Source organism: Tardiphaga sp. GW821-FHT12E02, from assembly GCF_058807155.1.
In genome coordinates, this window is the sequence record NZ_JBXAQK010000001.1 from 1 (window position 1) to 16164 (window position 16164).

A 16164-nucleotide genomic window follows, 5' to 3' on the forward strand; every position below is an offset into this window, starting at 1 on the left:
CTGTCGGTACAGACGGCGCGTTCAGGGTGACGAGCGGCCTGCCGAAGGATCTGGTCGTAGGGTCCGCCCGGACAAGGGAGCGAAAGGAGCCGGCGCGGCGGCCTGAAGGCAAAACGGTAAGCCCGATGGGGCCGCGGCGCGCAAAGCGGCGGCAGCGTTCGACCAGCAGCAGCGGAACGCGAACAGGCGCAGCGTCGAGCGGACATAGCTGAGGCGAAGCAGCGGGAACGACGATCGGCACGTATCGCCGAAGCGCAACAAGCATTCGAGGTCGCAGAACAGGATCACGACGCCCGAGAAGCCGCCTTACAGGCGGAACGCGAGAAGCTCGACGAGCGGGCGGATGCGGAACAGCTACGCTGGGAGAGACAACGTGACAAGTTGCGCACCACCCTGGATCGCGCGAAGAAGCATCGCTGACGAAGCCGGTTGCTGGCGAGCGAGCGGCTGCTGGGGCGGCGTGCGAGGGCGCAGAGCCGGATATTTGTCCGCCGATGGCGAAACGAACCGGCAGCGCTGATCTTCCTCTTCATGGCGGCCGCGTGCCGGCGTGGCTGGCGACCCGCATGTCGTCGCTCGGGGAGGTCGTGACACAAGCAATCGTGCACCATTACGGCCGGGACGAATTCCTTCGCCGCCTGTCGCATCCCTTCTGGTTTCAATCGTTTGGCGCGATGATGGGGATGGACTGGCATTCGTCTGGGATCACCACCAGCGTCATCGTCGCCCTCAAGCGAGGTCTGGGGCCGCTCCAGCACGAACTCGGCATCCCATGTCTGCGGCGGCCTTGGTCAGCATCGCGCAAGACGCCGGATGAGCTCCGCGCGCTCGGCGACCGCACAGGCCTCGATGCAGTCGCCCTCACGCGCGCCAGCCGTCTGGTCGCCAAGGGCGATACCGCCGCCGTACGGGACGGCTTCGACCTTTATCTGCACGGCTTCTTCGTCACAAATCCCAGCGCCACGCATCGCCAGCCGTCGGCGGCCAACGCCACCATTTGGGCTTGCCAAATCAGGGAAATGCTTGGCCAGCCGAGCACAAAAATCATGATCGGTCCGTCGGCCGGCCCACGCTCGACGTAGCTCGTCGTATGTCGAGGCGAGCTCGTGGCACGCCGCCTAAGTGACAGTTGGGCGTCGGGAATGCTTGGATTCATTGACTCAACAATCTTCATTCGCTCCGATCTCATTCGTGCGTCCACGAACCTGCGCGGTGCCCATCGAGGACCGCCGCATCCCTCCTATGAGAGACCTGTAACGTCCTTGTCCGCAAAGAGGGAACGCCGTTTGGCATTGCCCTCTGGCGTGCCGGGCATGATTTTCTACGTAGAGTGCAACCGAAGTTCCTCGAAACGGCTGGTCGGCGGTATGTTTTCTCCTCAATCTCCTCTCGGTCGCCTCCTGGCGGCACCCATGCAACCGGGCCGTCTGGAATGGATCGGCGTACGGCCGGGACGCCGCGTGGCGCTGGAAGCGTTGCACACCGCCACCATGACCGCCGGCGTTGGCATCGAGGGGGACAGGTATCGGACGACCCATAACGGTCCGCGACAGGTGACCCTAATCGCTGCAGAGGATCTCGCGGCCATTGCGGCCTTCATAGGCATGCCTTCGCTCGCTCCCGACCTGCTGCGCCGAAACCTGCTCACGTCCGGGCTCAATCTGCATGCGCTCAAGGACCGTCGCTTCCGCGTCGGCACAGTCGTGCTCGAAACCTCCGGCGAATGCGCTCCATGCAGCCGGATGGAGGAGACACTGGGAGCAGGAGGGTACAATGCCGTCCGGGGCCGCGGTGGCATCACCGCCCGAGTCATCGGAAGCGGGACGGCCAGCCTCGGGGACTCGATCGAACGCATCGAATGAGTGACAAAGGGAAGCGATGGTCGCGCCATGTCGCAACGGCCTGGCGCCATCGAGAGTTCGGCTCCAGCCTGGGACGTCGACGTGCCGCCGCTAGGCCGCTACGCTGGAGGCCGTCTCGATCCTCGCCTCCTCCCGCTTGGCATTCATCAGATTCAGCAGGTGGGCAGCGGCTCGTGCATCCGCCAAGGCGCGGTGGTGATCTTTCAATGCGATCCCGAAGGTGACGCACAGGTTACCCAAGCTATATGACTTGTGGCCCGGAAAGCGCCTGCGCATGCCCGCACAAGTGCACACCTTGGGAAACCTGAATCGCCGTTCGAGGCGTTCGAATTCGCGGCTGATGAAGCCGTAATCGAAATTGACATTGTGAGCCGCGAAGATTCCGTCGCCCATGAAGTCCATGAAGCTGTCGGCGACCTCCGCGAACAATGGGGCGCCACGTACCATCTCGTTTGTGATCCCGGTGAGCTGCACGATCTTGGCGGGTATCGATTTCTGCGGGTTCAGAAGCGAATGCCACTCGCCAATGACTTCGTGATTTCGGATCTTCACCGCCCCGATTTCGGTGATGCGGTCCGAAGATGCCCAACCACCGGTGGTCTCGATATCGACGACAACATAATCCTGCTCCGGATCGAACCGGTAGTCGACGCGGCCGATCTCGGCGGAGATGCCTGCGTCGCCGAGTTGCCGGAGACGCGTCAGTTGGTTGCGGCGGATCACATCGCCTTCCGCCTTAACTTCGATAAAAGAAACCCGACCGTCCTTCGCCAGCATGAGATCCGGAAAGCCGTCGCGCATCGAGCGGAAATCATCGCACATGGCCCGGACGATCGCGGAAAGGCCGTCGTTGTCCGCCCCCGCAAGCAGCAGACGCAACGCGTCCATATCGACGTGATCCCACGCGAATACACCGTTCGGCCGTCCCCATCTGGCAGCCACGGTCTTCAGAAGAGCGTTCAGCGCTTCCCCCGACCGCACGGCGGCGAGCTTCGCCTCGATCTGGTCCGCGAACCGCCGCGAAAAGCTTTTGTCTCTCAGACATTGCGGCACCCAATCGAATCCGCTGTGCAGTTGCCCGGATTCGAAAAGCTCGTCCCAGAACAGCAACCCAAAGAGCGACTGCCACAGCGTGTTTTCGGCGAAAAATACCTTGTAGCCCCGGCGTCGCATGACGCCCGCGACGCCGGCCTCCGGATTCCCTCGGTGGGTGTCATCGACCGTGATCGTGCTTCCCGCGCGCAGCAACTCGGTGCAAGCGCTTGTCCTGCGCCCACCAAATTTGCGCGCGTAAAAATCACTGGCGAAGGTAAATTCCTCGTCTGTCGCCGGATCGTCTATCATTCGGCGGAGCAGCTCCTCCGCTTCGGCCTTGTCGCCAGCACCGTATGCAAGGCGCACGAGCCGCTCGCGGCAATCAGCCGATACGCCGGCACTGTAGAGCTGGCGGGCAAGATCGCGCTCGCCCAATTTCTCGAAAAACTGGCCGACTTGGCAGGCAGCGCGTCCTCGCAGGTCCGCAGCATAATCGCTCGGACACGGGGGACCGCAGAGTATCTCGCCGATCGCCTGCCGATAGATCTCTACCGACTTCGTCGCGAGACCGTCGAGCAGCCGGGTATAGTGAAAACACGCCCTCGCCTCCGCGCCGTCCGTGAACCTAGCGCTGAACGACGATGTTTTGTTTATCCGCAGGATTCCGAGATCGCGCAGGGCGAAATTCTTGAGATCGTCTTCCGTCTTTCCGAAATACAGGTAGAGCAGAAATTCGACCGGTCGCGTATCGTCCAGCGCGACGAACCGCTCTCCTCCGCAATGACGCACTGCGGTCTCGAACGGCACACTCGTCATATAGAAGTCAACGAGCCTCGGCTTTGACCACGAGGTGCGCGGTTCTGGAAAGCCACCGTTCTTCGCCCCTTGCAGCAGTTCGGACTTCGGCAGGCAACGCAGGAAGCGATCGTAATCAGCATCGCGCAGTGGTCTGGCGTGGCCACTCGCATGCAGATCTGCCAGCGCCCGATCGACGTCGGCAATCTCTTCGTATCTGAAGTGACCACGATTGAAGATCGCACCACGCCGGTTGATCATCCGGATCAACAGACACTGGGCATCTCGCGTGAAGCCATTGAACCGCGAAACGAACGCGCGATGCTCGTCTGTGAGAATCGAGCCATATGTCGCCTCCACGAGAGACAGCATCTCGGTAAAGCGGTCGAGGTAATAGTAGACCGGTAGAACGGGCGGCTTCATGAGCGAGAAAACGCCGAGAGCGGACCGATGGCGGCGGCTGTCTGCTCGATTTCTTCAGGGGGCCAAGTCGGCATCGACTCGCTCCGAAAACTTCTCAAGTATACGGGTGCGGATTCCCTTGCGGGCATGACCTCGCGTTTTCCGCAGCTCGTTCCAGAGCCGGACGAGTTCCTGCTGTTCGTCTTTTTCCATCACCGTCCTCCGTCGCGCACAAAGAACATAAGAGGAACGATATTGCAAGATGGAGGTTGGGCTGTGGCACAACGGAGTTTTGAAAAATGGCTGACAACACGCAGAAGGATCCGAAAGACTGGGTCTCCGGATCCGATCCGATGACAGGGGCTCAGGGCTCCTATTTGAAAACCCTCAGCGAGCAGGCTCACAAGCCGGATCCGACGACTGAGGCGCTGACGAAAGCCGAGGCTTCCGAGCTGATAGACGAGCTCCGCGAAGACGCTGACCTGTCCAAAGGTTGAAAGATTGGCCGCCCGCTCTGCGCATCATGGCAACTGTCATGACCTTCCTTCTCAAAACCAAAAATCAGGCGTTAGCGAGGTCGTGAATGATGGGCCGCATGCCATTCGGCGTGATCTCGAGCGTCTCAAGCGTGATCGGCAGTTTGAAACGCCGCCGTCCCGCGCTGCCCGGGTTCAGATAGAGCACCCCGCCGATCGTTTCTAACTTCGGCACGTGAGAATGCCCGGAAATGACGACATCGATGCCGAGCGCGTTCGGATCTAGCTCAAGCGTCTTGTGATCGTGCAGGACGAAGATCGATCGATCGGCGATCCGCACGGTCCTGATCTCAGGGAACTCATCGGCCCACGCGCCTGTATCCACATTCCCGCGGATCGCGCTAACCGGCGCGATGCGGTCGAGAGCGGGGACGATATCCGGACTTCCGATATCGCCGGCGTGGATGATGTGATCGACGCCGGCCAAGCATCGTTCCGCCTCCGGTCTCAGCAAACCGTGTGTGTCCGAGATGATCCCGATCTTGAATGTCATCAATCGGACTATCGCGCGCGTCTGATCTCGTCGCGCCTCATAGGCATCGCGTCGACCTTGCCGAACAGATCATCCGCCCCCACCGGCTTATCGGACAATATCGCCGTGTTGCCATCCTTGCCGACGAGCAACACCTAAAATCTCTTACCATCGGCCCCGAGCAGCGATCGGATCTGACGAGATCGCTCGCTGCCGTCGGCCGCCTCGCTTAGGACGATGGCACGCTCGGTCATTCCTTTCACGGCAGAATGATAGATACGACGTTGCTCTGCAGCCGCGGGGTCTCCAAGCGGAGCGACAACGACTAATACACGGTTCTTCCACCGAAACTGATCAAGCGGCGCAGCCTGAACATCATTCATGCTTACGGTCATCCCCGCCAAAATCGTCATGCCGAGAATTCGTAACTTCATCTTGAGCTCCCGCCCCTTCAGGCCCGCGTCTCATGCCCGGTTTGGAACGATCGTCGATACAAGAAAGAGCCTGTCAACCGGCTTGGCCAGATTACGAAATTTAGCCGCACTAGTATTGCCCCAGCGCGGCTTTCAAGAATCTCGCGGTCTGGCTCCGCTCACTCTTCGCGACCAGGACCGGGGCTCCGGCGACCACCACTCGCCCCCCTTCATCTCCCGCGCCGGGACCCATGTCGATGACCCAATCGCTCTCGGCGATCACTGTCATATCGTGCTCGACCACGATCACGGTATTGCCGGCATCGACGAGACCCTGCAACTGCTTCATCAGCTTCTCAACGTCGGACGGATGCAAACCGGTGGTTGGCTCGTCCAACACGTACAGGGTCTTGCCCCGCTGGCTCCGCTGCAGCTCCGTTGCAAGCTTGATGCGCTGAGATTCGCCTCCACTCAATTCGGTCGCCGACTGCCCGAGGCGGATATAGCCCAGGCCGACCGCCCGGATGACGCTTAGCGAGCGCCGCAGTGACGCGTCTTCAACGAAAATCGCGAAGGCATCGTCCACGGTCATGGCCAGTACGTCGGCGATCGATTTCTCGTGGATCTTGATTTCAAGGGTTTTGGCGTTGTAGCGTGAGCCGTGGCAGGTGGGACACGGCGCGTACACGCTTGGGAGAAACAGCAATTCCACGCTGACAAAGCCCTCGCCCTGGCAGGTCTGACGGCGTGCAGACACCGGATCGAATGACGGCAGATTGCCGACGAGATTTGTCCGGACCGACATGCCATCGATCTCCCGGGAAGCTAGGTCCGACCTCCATTTGGCCGACCCTGAATTCCAGGGGCGCCAGCGCACTTGTGCGAACAGCGAAATAGGCCGGCATCCTGCCCTCGGCGTACATGATGCCTTCGCAGCTTAGCAACTTCGCTGCGGATCTATTCGCCTGCACCCAATGTTCCGCTCGGGAGTCCGCTTCGATCTTTCCGATAAACCCCGGCAGTTCGAATCCATTCGCATCGCGAGGAGCAGCCAATGTCGACGGCGAAAGATTCAGCGAGCTCAAAAGCAGCCGTCGGTGCTGGAGGCGCTCGCCACGAAGGAAGTGGTCCGCATTGGGGCTCCCGCTTCGAACAGCGGCCACCACAGCCGCCCGCGGAAGCGCCTGATTTCGTAATCTCGACGGTCTGCAGCTTGCGCCACCACGCGGAAGGCGATCGGTGCTTCCGCAGCGTCCACCTTCTCGATCGCGATGGCTCCTTTATCCCAGACGATGTGACCCTTTCGGTTTTGATGACCGCGCGGAACGACTTCGACGCTGCAGGGGATCGTGACGGGAACGATGAGAGGCTCACTTAGGGGCGACATTAGACCTCCGAGTTCGACCACCATACGGAACGCAGCAGGCGAGTGCGGGAGCCATCACGCCACCTTCTTCCGGCGCCGATCAAGACGCTCACCCGGCTCGACCTCGTAACGCGGCAGCTTGAGAATCTCCGGCAGCATCACGTCCGGCGGGACCTCCCCGTAGTTCTCGCCTTCGGTGCGGGGCGCATGGCCCTGGATGGCATCGCGCTTTTCCGCGTCCAAACCTGCCTTGCGGGCTACGGTCTTGAACCGATGACGCCAACCATGGTTGGGGGCGACGGTCGGATCAGTGATCTTAAGATCCTCCCGCACCCAGTTTGCCAGCTTATTGCCGACGGACGTGTAGGTCGGGTTTTTGCGGTCTTTCTTGCGCTGGCGCTCGATAGCGTAGAACAGCGGGGTCTCGCCCTTTTTCTGCTGTGCGAATTCCACGAAGCCCTGCTCGATCAGGTGCGGGTGGATGGGCACGCTTCGGGCGCGGAGAGTCTTCACGGTGCCCGCTTCCGGACGAATGTGGACGCACCAGATGCCGTCGTAAGTGTGGACGTCCATCGCCCGGAGTTGCGTCATCTCGTTGATGCGGGCGCCGGTATAGGCGCACAGCCAAGGCACCCAGCGCCGAGCCGCCCGGTTCTCCGCCGTCATCAGATCGCTCATCGGCGCCATTGCCGCGGACAGGATCTTGGCGGCCTCATCATCCCGGAAGCCGCGCATTTTGACGTCCTTCTTGCGAACGACCTCGACATGCACGTCGGCGGAGGGATCGGACGGGAGGCGTGTCATCCGCTTGGCCCACCCGAAGAAGCTCTGTGCCGCGGAGATGTGAGCGAACCTCACGGTCTTCGGCGTGATCTTCTTTTCTAGCAGACTGTCCCGCCATCCCAGGATGTGTTTCTGGGTAATCTTGGCCATGTCGCGCGTTCCTGCGAAAGCCATCAGGGCTTCCATGATGGGGAGCCAGCGCTTCACCGTGGACGCCGCCAGAGCGCGGCCGCTCGGGCCGATGTATTCCGGCCAGAGCTTGTCAAACTGATGTTTCGGGTCCGCAGGCGGATCGTAAGCTGGAAACTCCTCGGCGGCGGGGTTCTTCTTGTACTTGCCGTCGGCGTTTTGAAGGAGCTCCTCGAGCGCGATCGTCTTGGCATCGACATAGGCTTCCAGGAACAACTGAAGGCGTTCTCCGACCAGGATGACGCCTTTCGACGTCAGGAAGTCGCGCGCTTCCTCGCTGAAGCCGACGTAAAGATGACGGTCGTGCATGGGGATGCCGGGCGGCGGAAACCGGCGGCGTTTGGTGTCCCTCAGCTCGGCCTCGACCTCAGCGACCTTGCCCGGCTCGTCGCTGCGCGCCGCGATCGTTTCGCGGTAGAACTCGCCAGCGAGTCCGGCGATCTGCCGGGAGGACATCTGCGTCGGCTTCTCTCCGACGAGGCCGACCTTCCACTCGCGCTCGAGGCGCAGATTGTGTTCCGCGCAGAGGGCGACCGCCTCCTCCCAGATCGCGGTTTCGAGCGAGAACTTGATTTCGGCGGGCATGCCAAACTTGCGGTATCGCGCCGGAATACGCCGACGGAACCAGTAGGAGGTGCTGCGTGGGTTTATCCAGGGTGAGAGCATCTTCTTCGCAATTCGGCGCATGTTGTGGCCACCTTTGTGTACCACCGGACCGATTGCAAAAGCCTTGTTTCGAAAGAAACAATTTGAATTTCAGGGCTTTAGGGGAGCTACTGGCGGAGAGAGAGGGATTCGAACCCTCGAAACGGTTTCCCGTTTACACGCGTTCCAGGCGTGCGCCTTCAACCACTCGGCCACCTCCCCAGTGCGCCTCTCATGACGGCTGCACGACCGATTTGCAAGCGCGCGCCGGCGCGGATCGGCGCTTTTTCGCAATTATCTGGAAAATATGGGGATTTCGCTACCTGGCAGGCCGCATCTGCCGCGAAATCATCGCAGCAGAACAGCCAGATCTCAATGCAGACGAGACGTGGCCGCCGCCGAAGCGACCGAATGAACCGGCCAGACCACCGGGGCTGCGCCCGGCATATTGTCGTTCTGCGCGGTGTCGTTGAGTGCATGGGCATCCTGCAACGCACCAACGAAATCGCTGAACCATTCCTGGATCGTGCCGGCGCGCAGCTTGGCCATCATCGCTTCCCAGCGCATCCGGCGCTCGAGCAGCGGCATCGAAAAGGCGGTGGCGATGGTGCGGGCCATGCCGTCGATATCGTGCGGATTCACCAGCAGGGCGGTATCGAGCTCATTGGCAGCACCGGCGAATTTCGACAGCACCAGCACGCCGGGATCGACCGGGTTCTGAGCCGCGACATATTCCTTGGCGACCAGATTCATGCCGTCATGCAGCGGCGTCACCACGCCGACCTGGGCCGTGCGGTAGAGGCCGGCGAGCACGGTCTGGCTGAAGCCCTTGTTGAGATAGCGGATCGGCGTCCAGTCCACCTCGCCGTGGCGGCCATTCACATCGCTGACCAGCTTGGCGAGCTGATTCTGCAGGTCGCCATAAGCCTCGATATTGCCGCGCGACAAAGTCGCGATCTGCAGCAGCGAGACCGAGCGCTTGAGCTGCGGCTTCGCCGTCAGCATGCGATCGAATGCTTCGATGCGATTGACGAGACCCTTCGAGTAATCGACGCGATCGACGCCGATTGCGAGCTTCTCGCCATTCAGGCTGCGACGCAGCCGCGACACATCTGGATGCGACGACGATTTCGCTGCGAAGGCAGCGAACTTTGCGGGATCAATGCCGATCGGGAACACGGCGCAGCGCGACGCGCCATAACGTGACTGTACGGTGCCGGCGGACACCTCGAGACCGAGATCGCCTTCGACATAAGACAGGAAATTGTCGCGATCACCATCGGTCTGGAAGCCGATGAGATCGTAAGCCAACATCGCTTCAACCAGTTCGCGATGATGCGGTACCCCGCCAAAGATATCGCGGGTCGGCCATGGCGTATGCAGGAAGAAGCCAAGCGGCTGCGTCACACCAAGCGTGCGCAACTCGGCGCCAAGCGCGAGAAAATGATAATCCTGAATCCAGAACGCAGTGTCGGGCTTGCGGAATTTCAACAGCGCACGCGCGAAGAACGAGTTCACTTCGCGATAGGATTGATAATTGTCCTGCGTGGTGCGGATCAGATCGGTGCGGGAATGCAGCGCGGGCCACAGCGCCGAATTGGCGAAGCCTTCATAATAGCCTTCGTAATGGGCGGCCGGCAGATCGAGCATCGCCAACGCGCCCGCACCCAGGGCTTCAATTTCAGCGAACGGTTCTTTCTGCGCGCCTTCGCGCAAACGACCGGAGGAACCAACCCAAATCGCGCCGGACTTCTCAACCACGGGCAGCAATGCTGCAGCCAATCCTCCCGTCATCGGTTCATTGGCCGAAGCGCGGGAGACACGGTTTGAGACGACGACGAGATTCACAAGATTCCCTCCTGATGGCTGGTCGAGAATAAACGTCCGTTCATCAATATGGTTCCTGGTCATCATTCGACCCGAATGAAACCAAATTCGGGCACGTGGGAATGGAACCGGACATTTTTGTGGAGTTCCGTCGCTTCATAGTGACGCGACGAAGCCCTTACGCGAGTTTTGCATCATCGATCAGAAGTCGTCCGAGCCACGCACGCACGTCGCGCGGCTCAGCGAAATGCCCTGCAACCCCTTGCGCATGTCGGCCCACGGAGAATGCCAATCCATTCATGCCGGGCATGATGGCGAATACGCTCTCATCGGTCACATCATCACCGAGGAAAATCGGACGCCGTCCCTTGAACGGTTCATGCGTCATCAACTCGATCACGCCGGTCGCCTTGGTGAATCCCGACGGCTTGATCTCGCAGACAAACTTGCCAGGCAGCACTTCGATCGGCGCATTCGGCAGATCGGCGCGGATCGCCGACACCGCATCATAGATCGCCTTCTCCGCATGGGGCGCGAGGCGATAATGCAGCGCGAGTGAATAGCCTTTGTCCTCCAGCAGGATTCCGGGCGAGAGCTTTGCGATCGCAGCTAGCCGCCGCTTCAATTCCTTGTCCATCGGTGGTGCACCGGATGAGACGGATTCCACCTCACGCGCAAGCCGCATCTCGGCGCCATGGCCGCCGACCGCAGGGAACTGCTGCGGCGCGAAGATCAAATCGATATCGTTGACGGAGCGGCCGGACACCAGTGCCATGGCGCCATTGGTCCGCTGCAGCAGCTTGCCCATATTGGTGGCGAGATCCGGTGGCACCCAGACTTCGCGCGGCGTCGGTGCCATATCGAGCAATGTGCCGTCGATATCGAGCAGCAGCGCGCATTCGGAAAGACGCGGCAATTCGATATCGACATGGTCGAAAATTGCGGATGCAGCGGGCGGCGCTTCATCCAAAGCGATTTCGATGATTTTCTGCGGTGAAGTCATGATGTCACTCCGTCGCGGCCAATGGCCGTGCAACTGATTCAAGCGGCTTGCGTTCCGCCGCGATGGCATAGCGCCAGCCGACGATCGCAGCTGCGATCATCAGGACAGCACCAAGGAGATAGCCGGCGAACACGCTGTTGCGCGAACCGGTATCGATGAGGACGCCAAACAACGCCGGGCCGGCGATGCCACCGACACCGGTGCCGATGGCGTAAAACAATGCGATCGCCAGCGCACGAACCTCGATGGGAAAGGTCTCGCTCACCGTGAGATAAGCAGCACTGGCAGCGGGTGATGCGAAGAAGAAGATCACCATCCAGGCAATCGTCTGCGTCTGCGCGCTCAGCACGCCGATGGAAAAGAGATAGCCGGAGCCGGCGAGCAGGATGCCGGACATGCCATAAGTGAAGGCGATCATGGTGCGACGACCGATCGTATCGAACAGCCGCCCGAGCAGCAGCGGCCCGAGGAAATTGCCGGCCGCGAAGGGCAGCAGATACCAGCCGACATGGCTGGACGAGATGCCGTAGAAATCCGTCAGGATCAGCGCATAGGTGAAGAAGATCGCATTGTAGAAAAATGCCTGCGCCGCCATCAGCACCAGCCCGACAATCGAGCGCTGGCGATAGGACACCAGCAGCGTCTTCGCGACTTCCGCCAGCGGCGTGTGATCACGCTGGGTCAGCTTGATCTTCGGCAGGGAGGCGATCACATCAGGTGAGGGCTTTTGATGCGCTGACGCTTCAATGTCGCGCACGATCTCTTCTGCCCGCTCCGGCTGGCCATGGATCATCAGCCAGCGCGGACTTTCCGGAATCCACATGCGCATCAGCAACACCACGAGGCCGATAGCAGCGCCGGTGAAATAGGCGATGCGCCAGCCATAGGCTTGCGACACCACGGCGGGATCAAGCAGCACAATGGCACAGACGGCGCCCATCGCCGCGCCAAGCCAGAAGCTGCCATTGATGACGAGATCGGTCCAGCCGCGATAGCGCGCCGGCACCAGTTCCTGAATCGTTGAATTGATCGCCGTGTATTCACCACCAATGCCGGCACCAGTGAGAAACCGAAACAGCGCGTAGCTGGCGAGGCTCCAGGAGAACGCCGTCGCCGCAGCCGCTGAGAGATAAAGTGCCAGCGTGATGAAGAACAGTTTCTTGCGGCCGATGCGATCGGTGAGCCAGCCGAAACCGAGTGCGCCAGTCACGGCGCCAGCGAGATAGGCGCTGCTGGCGATGCCGATATCGAGATTAGAGAATTTGAGGACGGGGTCGTCCTTCAGGGCGCCGGACAACGCGCCGGCAAGCGTGACTTCAAGCCCGTCGAGAATCCAGGTGACGCCAAGCGCAATCACGACGCGGGTGTGAAAACCGCTCCAGTGCAGATTGTCGAGGCGCGATGGAATATCGGTCTCAATTACACGCGCACCCTGCGCCGGCAGCCCGTCCGGCGCTATCGCTGGCGCGTTATTCATATCGCCCTGCTCCGAAGCATCGACACTGGGGCCCCTCGGTTCAAAGGCAAGACGGCAACACCAAAACGAAGATCACCCGACGCCCACAGGCACGGGTCGATTTGGTCCTGACAGAGAATTCCCACGCCGGGCTAACCGGTTGCCGCTGCGAAGGTTCCCGAAGAGGGCCGCAGTAGCCCGCAGGACGGATTAAGCGCAGCGGAAACCCATCCTGCGATCTCGAAGGGCGCGGTGATGGGTTATCGCTCCGGCGCTGCGTGCCTCCACTCAACCATCCTACCGGCTCGAGACTGGCGCTTGACAATGCCTGCGTTCCCCTCCCTTATTGCGACTAGTTCGCATTAGCATTCGCAGTAAAGACGAGGGTCCAGCTTGGGTTTGGGGAACTGGGTATCGGCGGCGGCGCTTTCCGGAGCGGCCTGCATCCTTGGGGCGAGCGCCGGCGCGGTGCGCGCGCAGGAAGCGTTGTCGGAGATCACTGTCACCGCAGAGCGCGAAAAGAAGGAGGCTGACGCCTTCCAATCCACCACCCAGCTCTCCGGCGAGGCGCTGCAGCGCGCCACCTCGTCGTCCCTCGCCGATCTGCTGGCGACCCAGCCCGGCATTGCCGCCTCGACCTTCGCGCCGGGCGCGAGCCGGCCGAATATTCGCGGCCTCGACGATTATCGCGTGCGCATTCAGGAAAACGGCGTCGGCAGCCAGGACGTCTCGGATTTCAGCCAGGACCATCAGGTGCCGGTCGATCCTCTCACCGCCGACAAAGTCGAAGTGATCCGCGGCCCGGCCACGCTGCGCTATGGCAATCAGGCGATCGGCGGCGTGGTCAATGCCGTCAACAACCGCATTCCGGAGGCGATAGTGCCGAACGGCTTTGCGGCCAAGATCAAGGGTGGCGGCTCATCGGTGGACAGCAGCGTCGATGGCGCGGCAAGCATCGATGCGTCAGGCAATAATGTCGCCATTCATGTGGATGCGTTCGCCCGCCGCGCCGGCGACTACCGCATTCCCGGCGGCGGCGTGCAGGCCAATACGCGCCAGCAATCCGAAGGCCAGGCCATCGGCGGCTCGTATATCTTCGATGGCGGCTATATCGGCACCGCGCTCCAGCACATTACCAGCCTCTACCACATTCCTGGCATCGCCGAGTCCGCGAGCCGCACGCGCATCGATCTCGAACAGACCAAGTGGACGACCAAGGGTGAATGGCGCGCGCCGAACGACAAGATCGACGCGATCCGCTTCGCCGTCGGCGTCAGCGACTACAAGCACAAGGAGCTCGGCATCGGCGGCGACGGCGTCGATGGCCTGCAAAACACCATCACCAACAAGGAGATCGAGGGCCGCATCGAGCTCGATCATGCGGCAGTCGCAACGCCATTCGGCGCGCTGACCGGCAGCTGGGGCATCCAGGCCTCTAATCGTAAGCTCGGCACCGCCGGCGTGTTGGGCGGCCTGCTCGCACCGACCAATACGGACGCCGTGGGCGGCTTTGCCTTCGAGCAGTTGCAACTGAACGATACTCTGAAGCTGCAGGCGGCCGGCCGTATCGAAACCCTCACGGTTTCCGGTATGGCCGCAACCTTCCCTGCCAATTTCCTGCCGCCGCCCGATACGTTCACCGAAACATCCGCGACGCGTAACTTCACGCCGATGAGCTTTAGCTTCGGCCTGCTGCAATCGCTGCCGTGGGACATGGTGGTGTCGCTCAATGCCAGCCGCACCCAGCGCGCACCCGCAGCACCCGAACTGTTTTCGCGCGGCTCGGACGGCGCCTCGGGCACATTCGTGATCGGCAATCCCGATCTCAAGATCGAGACGGCCGAGTCTGTCGAACTCGGCCTCAAGCGCACGGCCGGCCAGTTCCGTTTCGAGGCCAGCATCTATTACACGCGCTATCTCGACTTCATCTTCAAGCAGCTCACCGGCAATTTCTGCACCGATGTGTTCGCCAGCTGCGGCGCGGCAGGCCCGCTGATGCAGGTCGCCTATGGCCAGCGCGATGCGAACTTCCGCGGCGCTGAATTGATGGCGCAGCTCGACGTTGCCCCCATCCATGACGGCATGTTCGGCCTCGACGGCCAGTTCGACGTGGTGCGCGCCACTTTCGCCGATGGCAGCAGCGTACCGCGCATCGCGCCGATGCGGGTCGGCGGCGGCGTCTGGTGGCGCAGTGCGGAATGGTATGCACGGCTCGGCCTGCTGCATGCCTTCACCCAGAACGACATCGCCGAGTATGAGACACCGACCAATGGCTACAATCTTTTGAAGGCCGAAGTGAGCTACACGCACACCTTCACGAAAATCGACGGCGGCATGCGCGACATCACTTTTGGTGTGGTCGGCGACAATCTGCTCGACGAGCGCATCCGCAACCACATATCGTTCAAGAAGGCCGAGGTGTTGCAGCCCGGCCTTGGCGTGCGACTGTTCACGACCTTGCGATTCTAACCGCCATGACCTTGGAATCGCTCCAGTTTAGATCACAACACGCCGCCACGGTGGCGACATCGCCGGTGTCGGGGGATATGGTCCGCCGCACTTTGCACTTGGCCACGATCCACGGAATGCAGCTTCGATGACCGGCTCCCGCTCCACGCTCCTTCTCGCCGCCGCAGCACTCGCCACGCTCACCGTTAAACCCGCCTTCGCCGCCGGCGCCGAGGGACTGCTGCCAGCCAATCTGTCGCCCTGGGGCATGTTCCAGAATGCCGACATCGTGGTGAAAACCGTGATGGTCGGCCTCGCTTGCGCCTCGCTGGCGACCTGGACGGTGTGGCTCGCCAAGACCATCGAATTGCGCCGCGAAACCGATCTCGCGCATAGCCGGCTCGAAATGCTGGAGAGCGACACCTCGCTGCGCCAGGTCGAACGCGACAGCGCCGACGCCCGCGATGCCGTTGCGCAACTGATCCACACCGCCGTGCGCGAGACCGAGCTTTCGCACGGCATTTTCGACGACGGATTCAAGGAGCGCATTGCGTTGCGGCTCGAGCGCGTCGAAGGCGCAATGGCGCGGCGCATTGCGCGCGGCACCGGCATCGTCGCCACTATCGGCTCGACCTCGCCCTTTATCGGCCTGTTCGGCACGGTCTGGGGCATCATGAATGCGTTCATCGGCATCGCCGAGACCAAGACCACCAATCTCGCGGTCGTTGCTCCCGGCATCGCCGAGGCGCTGCTGGCCACCGCACTGGGCCTCGTCGCCGCGATCCCGGCCGTCATGATCTACAACGCGCTGGTGCGCAGCATCACCGGCTATCGCGCGCTGTTGGGCGACGCCTCCGCACAGGTCATGCTGCTGATCAGCCGCGACCATAGCCGCCGCGGCATGCCGCTGGCGCGGGCAGCAGAGTAAGAGC

At 61.6% G+C, this 16164-nt stretch carries 13 protein-coding genes, 1 tRNA gene and 2 pseudogenes; 5 read left to right on the forward strand and 11 right to left on the reverse strand.

The features are described from left to right. The first annotated feature begins 494 nt into the window (after window positions 1-494). Together AC1RQ5_RS00005 and AC1RQ5_RS00010 are read left to right on the forward strand one after the other, a co-directional pair. Window positions 495-1082 carry a DUF763 domain-containing protein gene (locus AC1RQ5_RS00005; protein ID WP_493196613.1) on the forward strand — a complete coding sequence of 196 codons (588 nt, stop codon included), beginning with the start codon at window positions 495-497 and terminating at the stop codon, window positions 1080-1082. A 204-nt stretch (window positions 1083-1286) separates the two neighbouring features. After that, a complete protein-coding gene (locus AC1RQ5_RS00010; RefSeq protein ID WP_493196614.1) occupies window positions 1287-1862 on the forward strand; it encodes an MOSC domain-containing protein in 576 nt (191 codons plus the stop codon). A gap of 90 nt (window positions 1863-1952) precedes the next feature. On the opposite strand, the gene AC1RQ5_RS00015 is transcribed toward AC1RQ5_RS00010, so the two are convergent. Both AC1RQ5_RS00015 and AC1RQ5_RS00020 read right to left on the reverse strand, forming a co-directional pair. Continuing rightward, window positions 1953-4115: an exonuclease domain-containing protein gene (locus AC1RQ5_RS00015; protein WP_493196615.1), complete on the reverse strand. Its 2163-nt coding sequence runs from the start codon at window positions 4113-4115 to the stop codon at window positions 1953-1955. Between the two features lie 54 nt (window positions 4116-4169). Beyond that, window positions 4170-4307 (reverse strand): hypothetical protein, encoded by a 138-nt coding sequence (locus AC1RQ5_RS00020; protein WP_493196616.1) that lies wholly within the window; start codon window positions 4305-4307, stop codon window positions 4170-4172. Between the two features lie 86 nt (window positions 4308-4393). Here AC1RQ5_RS00020 and AC1RQ5_RS00025 point away from each other — a divergent pair, with 86 nt between their 5' ends. After that, window positions 4394-4591, forward strand: coding sequence for a DUF3072 domain-containing protein (locus AC1RQ5_RS00025; RefSeq protein WP_493196617.1), 198 nt, complete (start codon window positions 4394-4396; stop codon window positions 4589-4591). A 64-nt stretch (window positions 4592-4655) separates the two neighbouring features. Here AC1RQ5_RS00025 and AC1RQ5_RS00030 read toward each other — a convergent pair whose 3' ends face one another. From AC1RQ5_RS00030 to AC1RQ5_RS00070, 9 genes and pseudogenes are all read right to left on the reverse strand, one after another. Next, window positions 4656-5123: a metallophosphoesterase family protein gene (locus AC1RQ5_RS00030; RefSeq protein WP_493196618.1), complete on the reverse strand. Its 468-nt coding sequence runs from the start codon at window positions 5121-5123 to the stop codon at window positions 4656-4658. 8 nt (window positions 5124-5131) lie between these two features. Continuing rightward, window positions 5132-5536: pseudogene (locus AC1RQ5_RS00035) on the reverse strand (DUF4174 domain-containing protein). A gap of 109 nt (window positions 5537-5645) precedes the next feature. Then, a pseudogene (locus AC1RQ5_RS00040) lies at window positions 5646-6284 on the reverse strand (excinuclease ABC subunit A); the annotation flags it as partial. 312 nt (window positions 6285-6596) lie between these two features. Then, complete coding sequence (locus AC1RQ5_RS00045) at window positions 6597-6902, reverse strand: DUF8359 domain-containing protein (protein WP_493196619.1); 306 nt, start codon at window positions 6900-6902, stop codon at window positions 6597-6599. Between the two features lie 54 nt (window positions 6903-6956). Beyond that, a complete protein-coding gene (locus AC1RQ5_RS00050; protein ID WP_493196620.1) occupies window positions 6957-8540 on the reverse strand; it encodes a DUF6538 domain-containing protein in 1584 nt (527 codons plus the stop codon). A 90-nt stretch (window positions 8541-8630) separates the two neighbouring features. Further along, a tRNA-Ser gene (locus AC1RQ5_RS00055) sits at window positions 8631-8720 on the reverse strand. Between the two features lie 150 nt (window positions 8721-8870). Beyond that, the gene (locus tag AC1RQ5_RS00060) at window positions 8871-10346 is read right to left on the reverse strand and encodes a trehalose-6-phosphate synthase (RefSeq protein ID WP_398478046.1); all 1476 of its coding nucleotides are present in this window, start codon (window positions 10344-10346) and stop codon (window positions 8871-8873) included. Between the two features lie 157 nt (window positions 10347-10503). After that, window positions 10504-11328: a trehalose-phosphatase gene (gene otsB, locus AC1RQ5_RS00065; RefSeq protein WP_398478048.1), complete on the reverse strand. Its 825-nt coding sequence runs from the start codon at window positions 11326-11328 to the stop codon at window positions 10504-10506. 4 nt (window positions 11329-11332) lie between these two features. Further along, window positions 11333-12805 (reverse strand): MFS transporter, encoded by a 1473-nt coding sequence (locus AC1RQ5_RS00070; protein WP_493196621.1) that lies wholly within the window; start codon window positions 12803-12805, stop codon window positions 11333-11335. A 372-nt stretch (window positions 12806-13177) separates the two neighbouring features. On the opposite strand from AC1RQ5_RS00070, the gene AC1RQ5_RS00075 reads away from it, so the two are divergent. Both AC1RQ5_RS00075 and exbB read left to right on the forward strand, forming a co-directional pair. Beyond that, window positions 13178-15253, forward strand: a complete 2076-nt coding sequence (locus AC1RQ5_RS00075) for a TonB-dependent receptor (protein ID WP_493196622.1) — start codon at window positions 13178-13180, stop codon at window positions 15251-15253. Window positions 15254-15380: 127 nt separating this feature from the next. Further along, window positions 15381-16160, forward strand: a complete 780-nt coding sequence (gene exbB, locus AC1RQ5_RS00080; RefSeq protein ID WP_493196623.1) for a tonB-system energizer ExbB — start codon at window positions 15381-15383, stop codon at window positions 16158-16160. The last annotated feature ends 4 nt before the right edge of the window (window positions 16161-16164 follow it).

What these genes read in the sequence shown, in the direction of transcription:
- AC1RQ5_RS00070 (WP_493196621.1), bottom strand. Translation starts at nt 12,805, where the DNA reads ATGAATAACGCGCCAGCGATAGCGCCGGACGGGCTGCCGGCGCAGGGT.
- AC1RQ5_RS00045 (WP_493196619.1), bottom strand. Translation starts at nt 6,902, where the DNA reads ATGTCGCCCCTAAGTGAGCCTCTCATCGTTCCCGTCACGATCCCCTGC.
- AC1RQ5_RS00005 (WP_493196613.1), top strand. Translation starts at nt 495, where the DNA reads ATGGCGAAACGAACCGGCAGCGCTGATCTTCCTCTTCATGGCGGCCGC.
- exbB (WP_493196623.1), top strand. Translation starts at nt 15,381, where the DNA reads ATGACCGGCTCCCGCTCCACGCTCCTTCTCGCCGCCGCAGCACTCGCC.
- AC1RQ5_RS00050 (WP_493196620.1), bottom strand. Translation starts at nt 8,540, where the DNA reads ATGCGCCGAATTGCGAAGAAGATGCTCTCACCCTGGATAAACCCACGC.
- AC1RQ5_RS00015 (WP_493196615.1), bottom strand. Translation starts at nt 4,115, where the DNA reads ATGAAGCCGCCCGTTCTACCGGTCTACTATTACCTCGACCGCTTTACC.
- AC1RQ5_RS00025 (WP_493196617.1), top strand. Translation starts at nt 4,394, where the DNA reads ATGGCTGACAACACGCAGAAGGATCCGAAAGACTGGGTCTCCGGATCC.
- AC1RQ5_RS00020 (WP_493196616.1), bottom strand. Translation starts at nt 4,307, where the DNA reads ATGGAAAAAGACGAACAGCAGGAACTCGTCCGGCTCTGGAACGAGCTG.
- AC1RQ5_RS00030 (WP_493196618.1), bottom strand. Translation starts at nt 5,123, where the DNA reads ATGACATTCAAGATCGGGATCATCTCGGACACACACGGTTTGCTGAGA.
- otsB (WP_398478048.1), bottom strand. Translation starts at nt 11,328, where the DNA reads ATGACTTCACCGCAGAAAATCATCGAAATCGCTTTGGATGAAGCGCCG.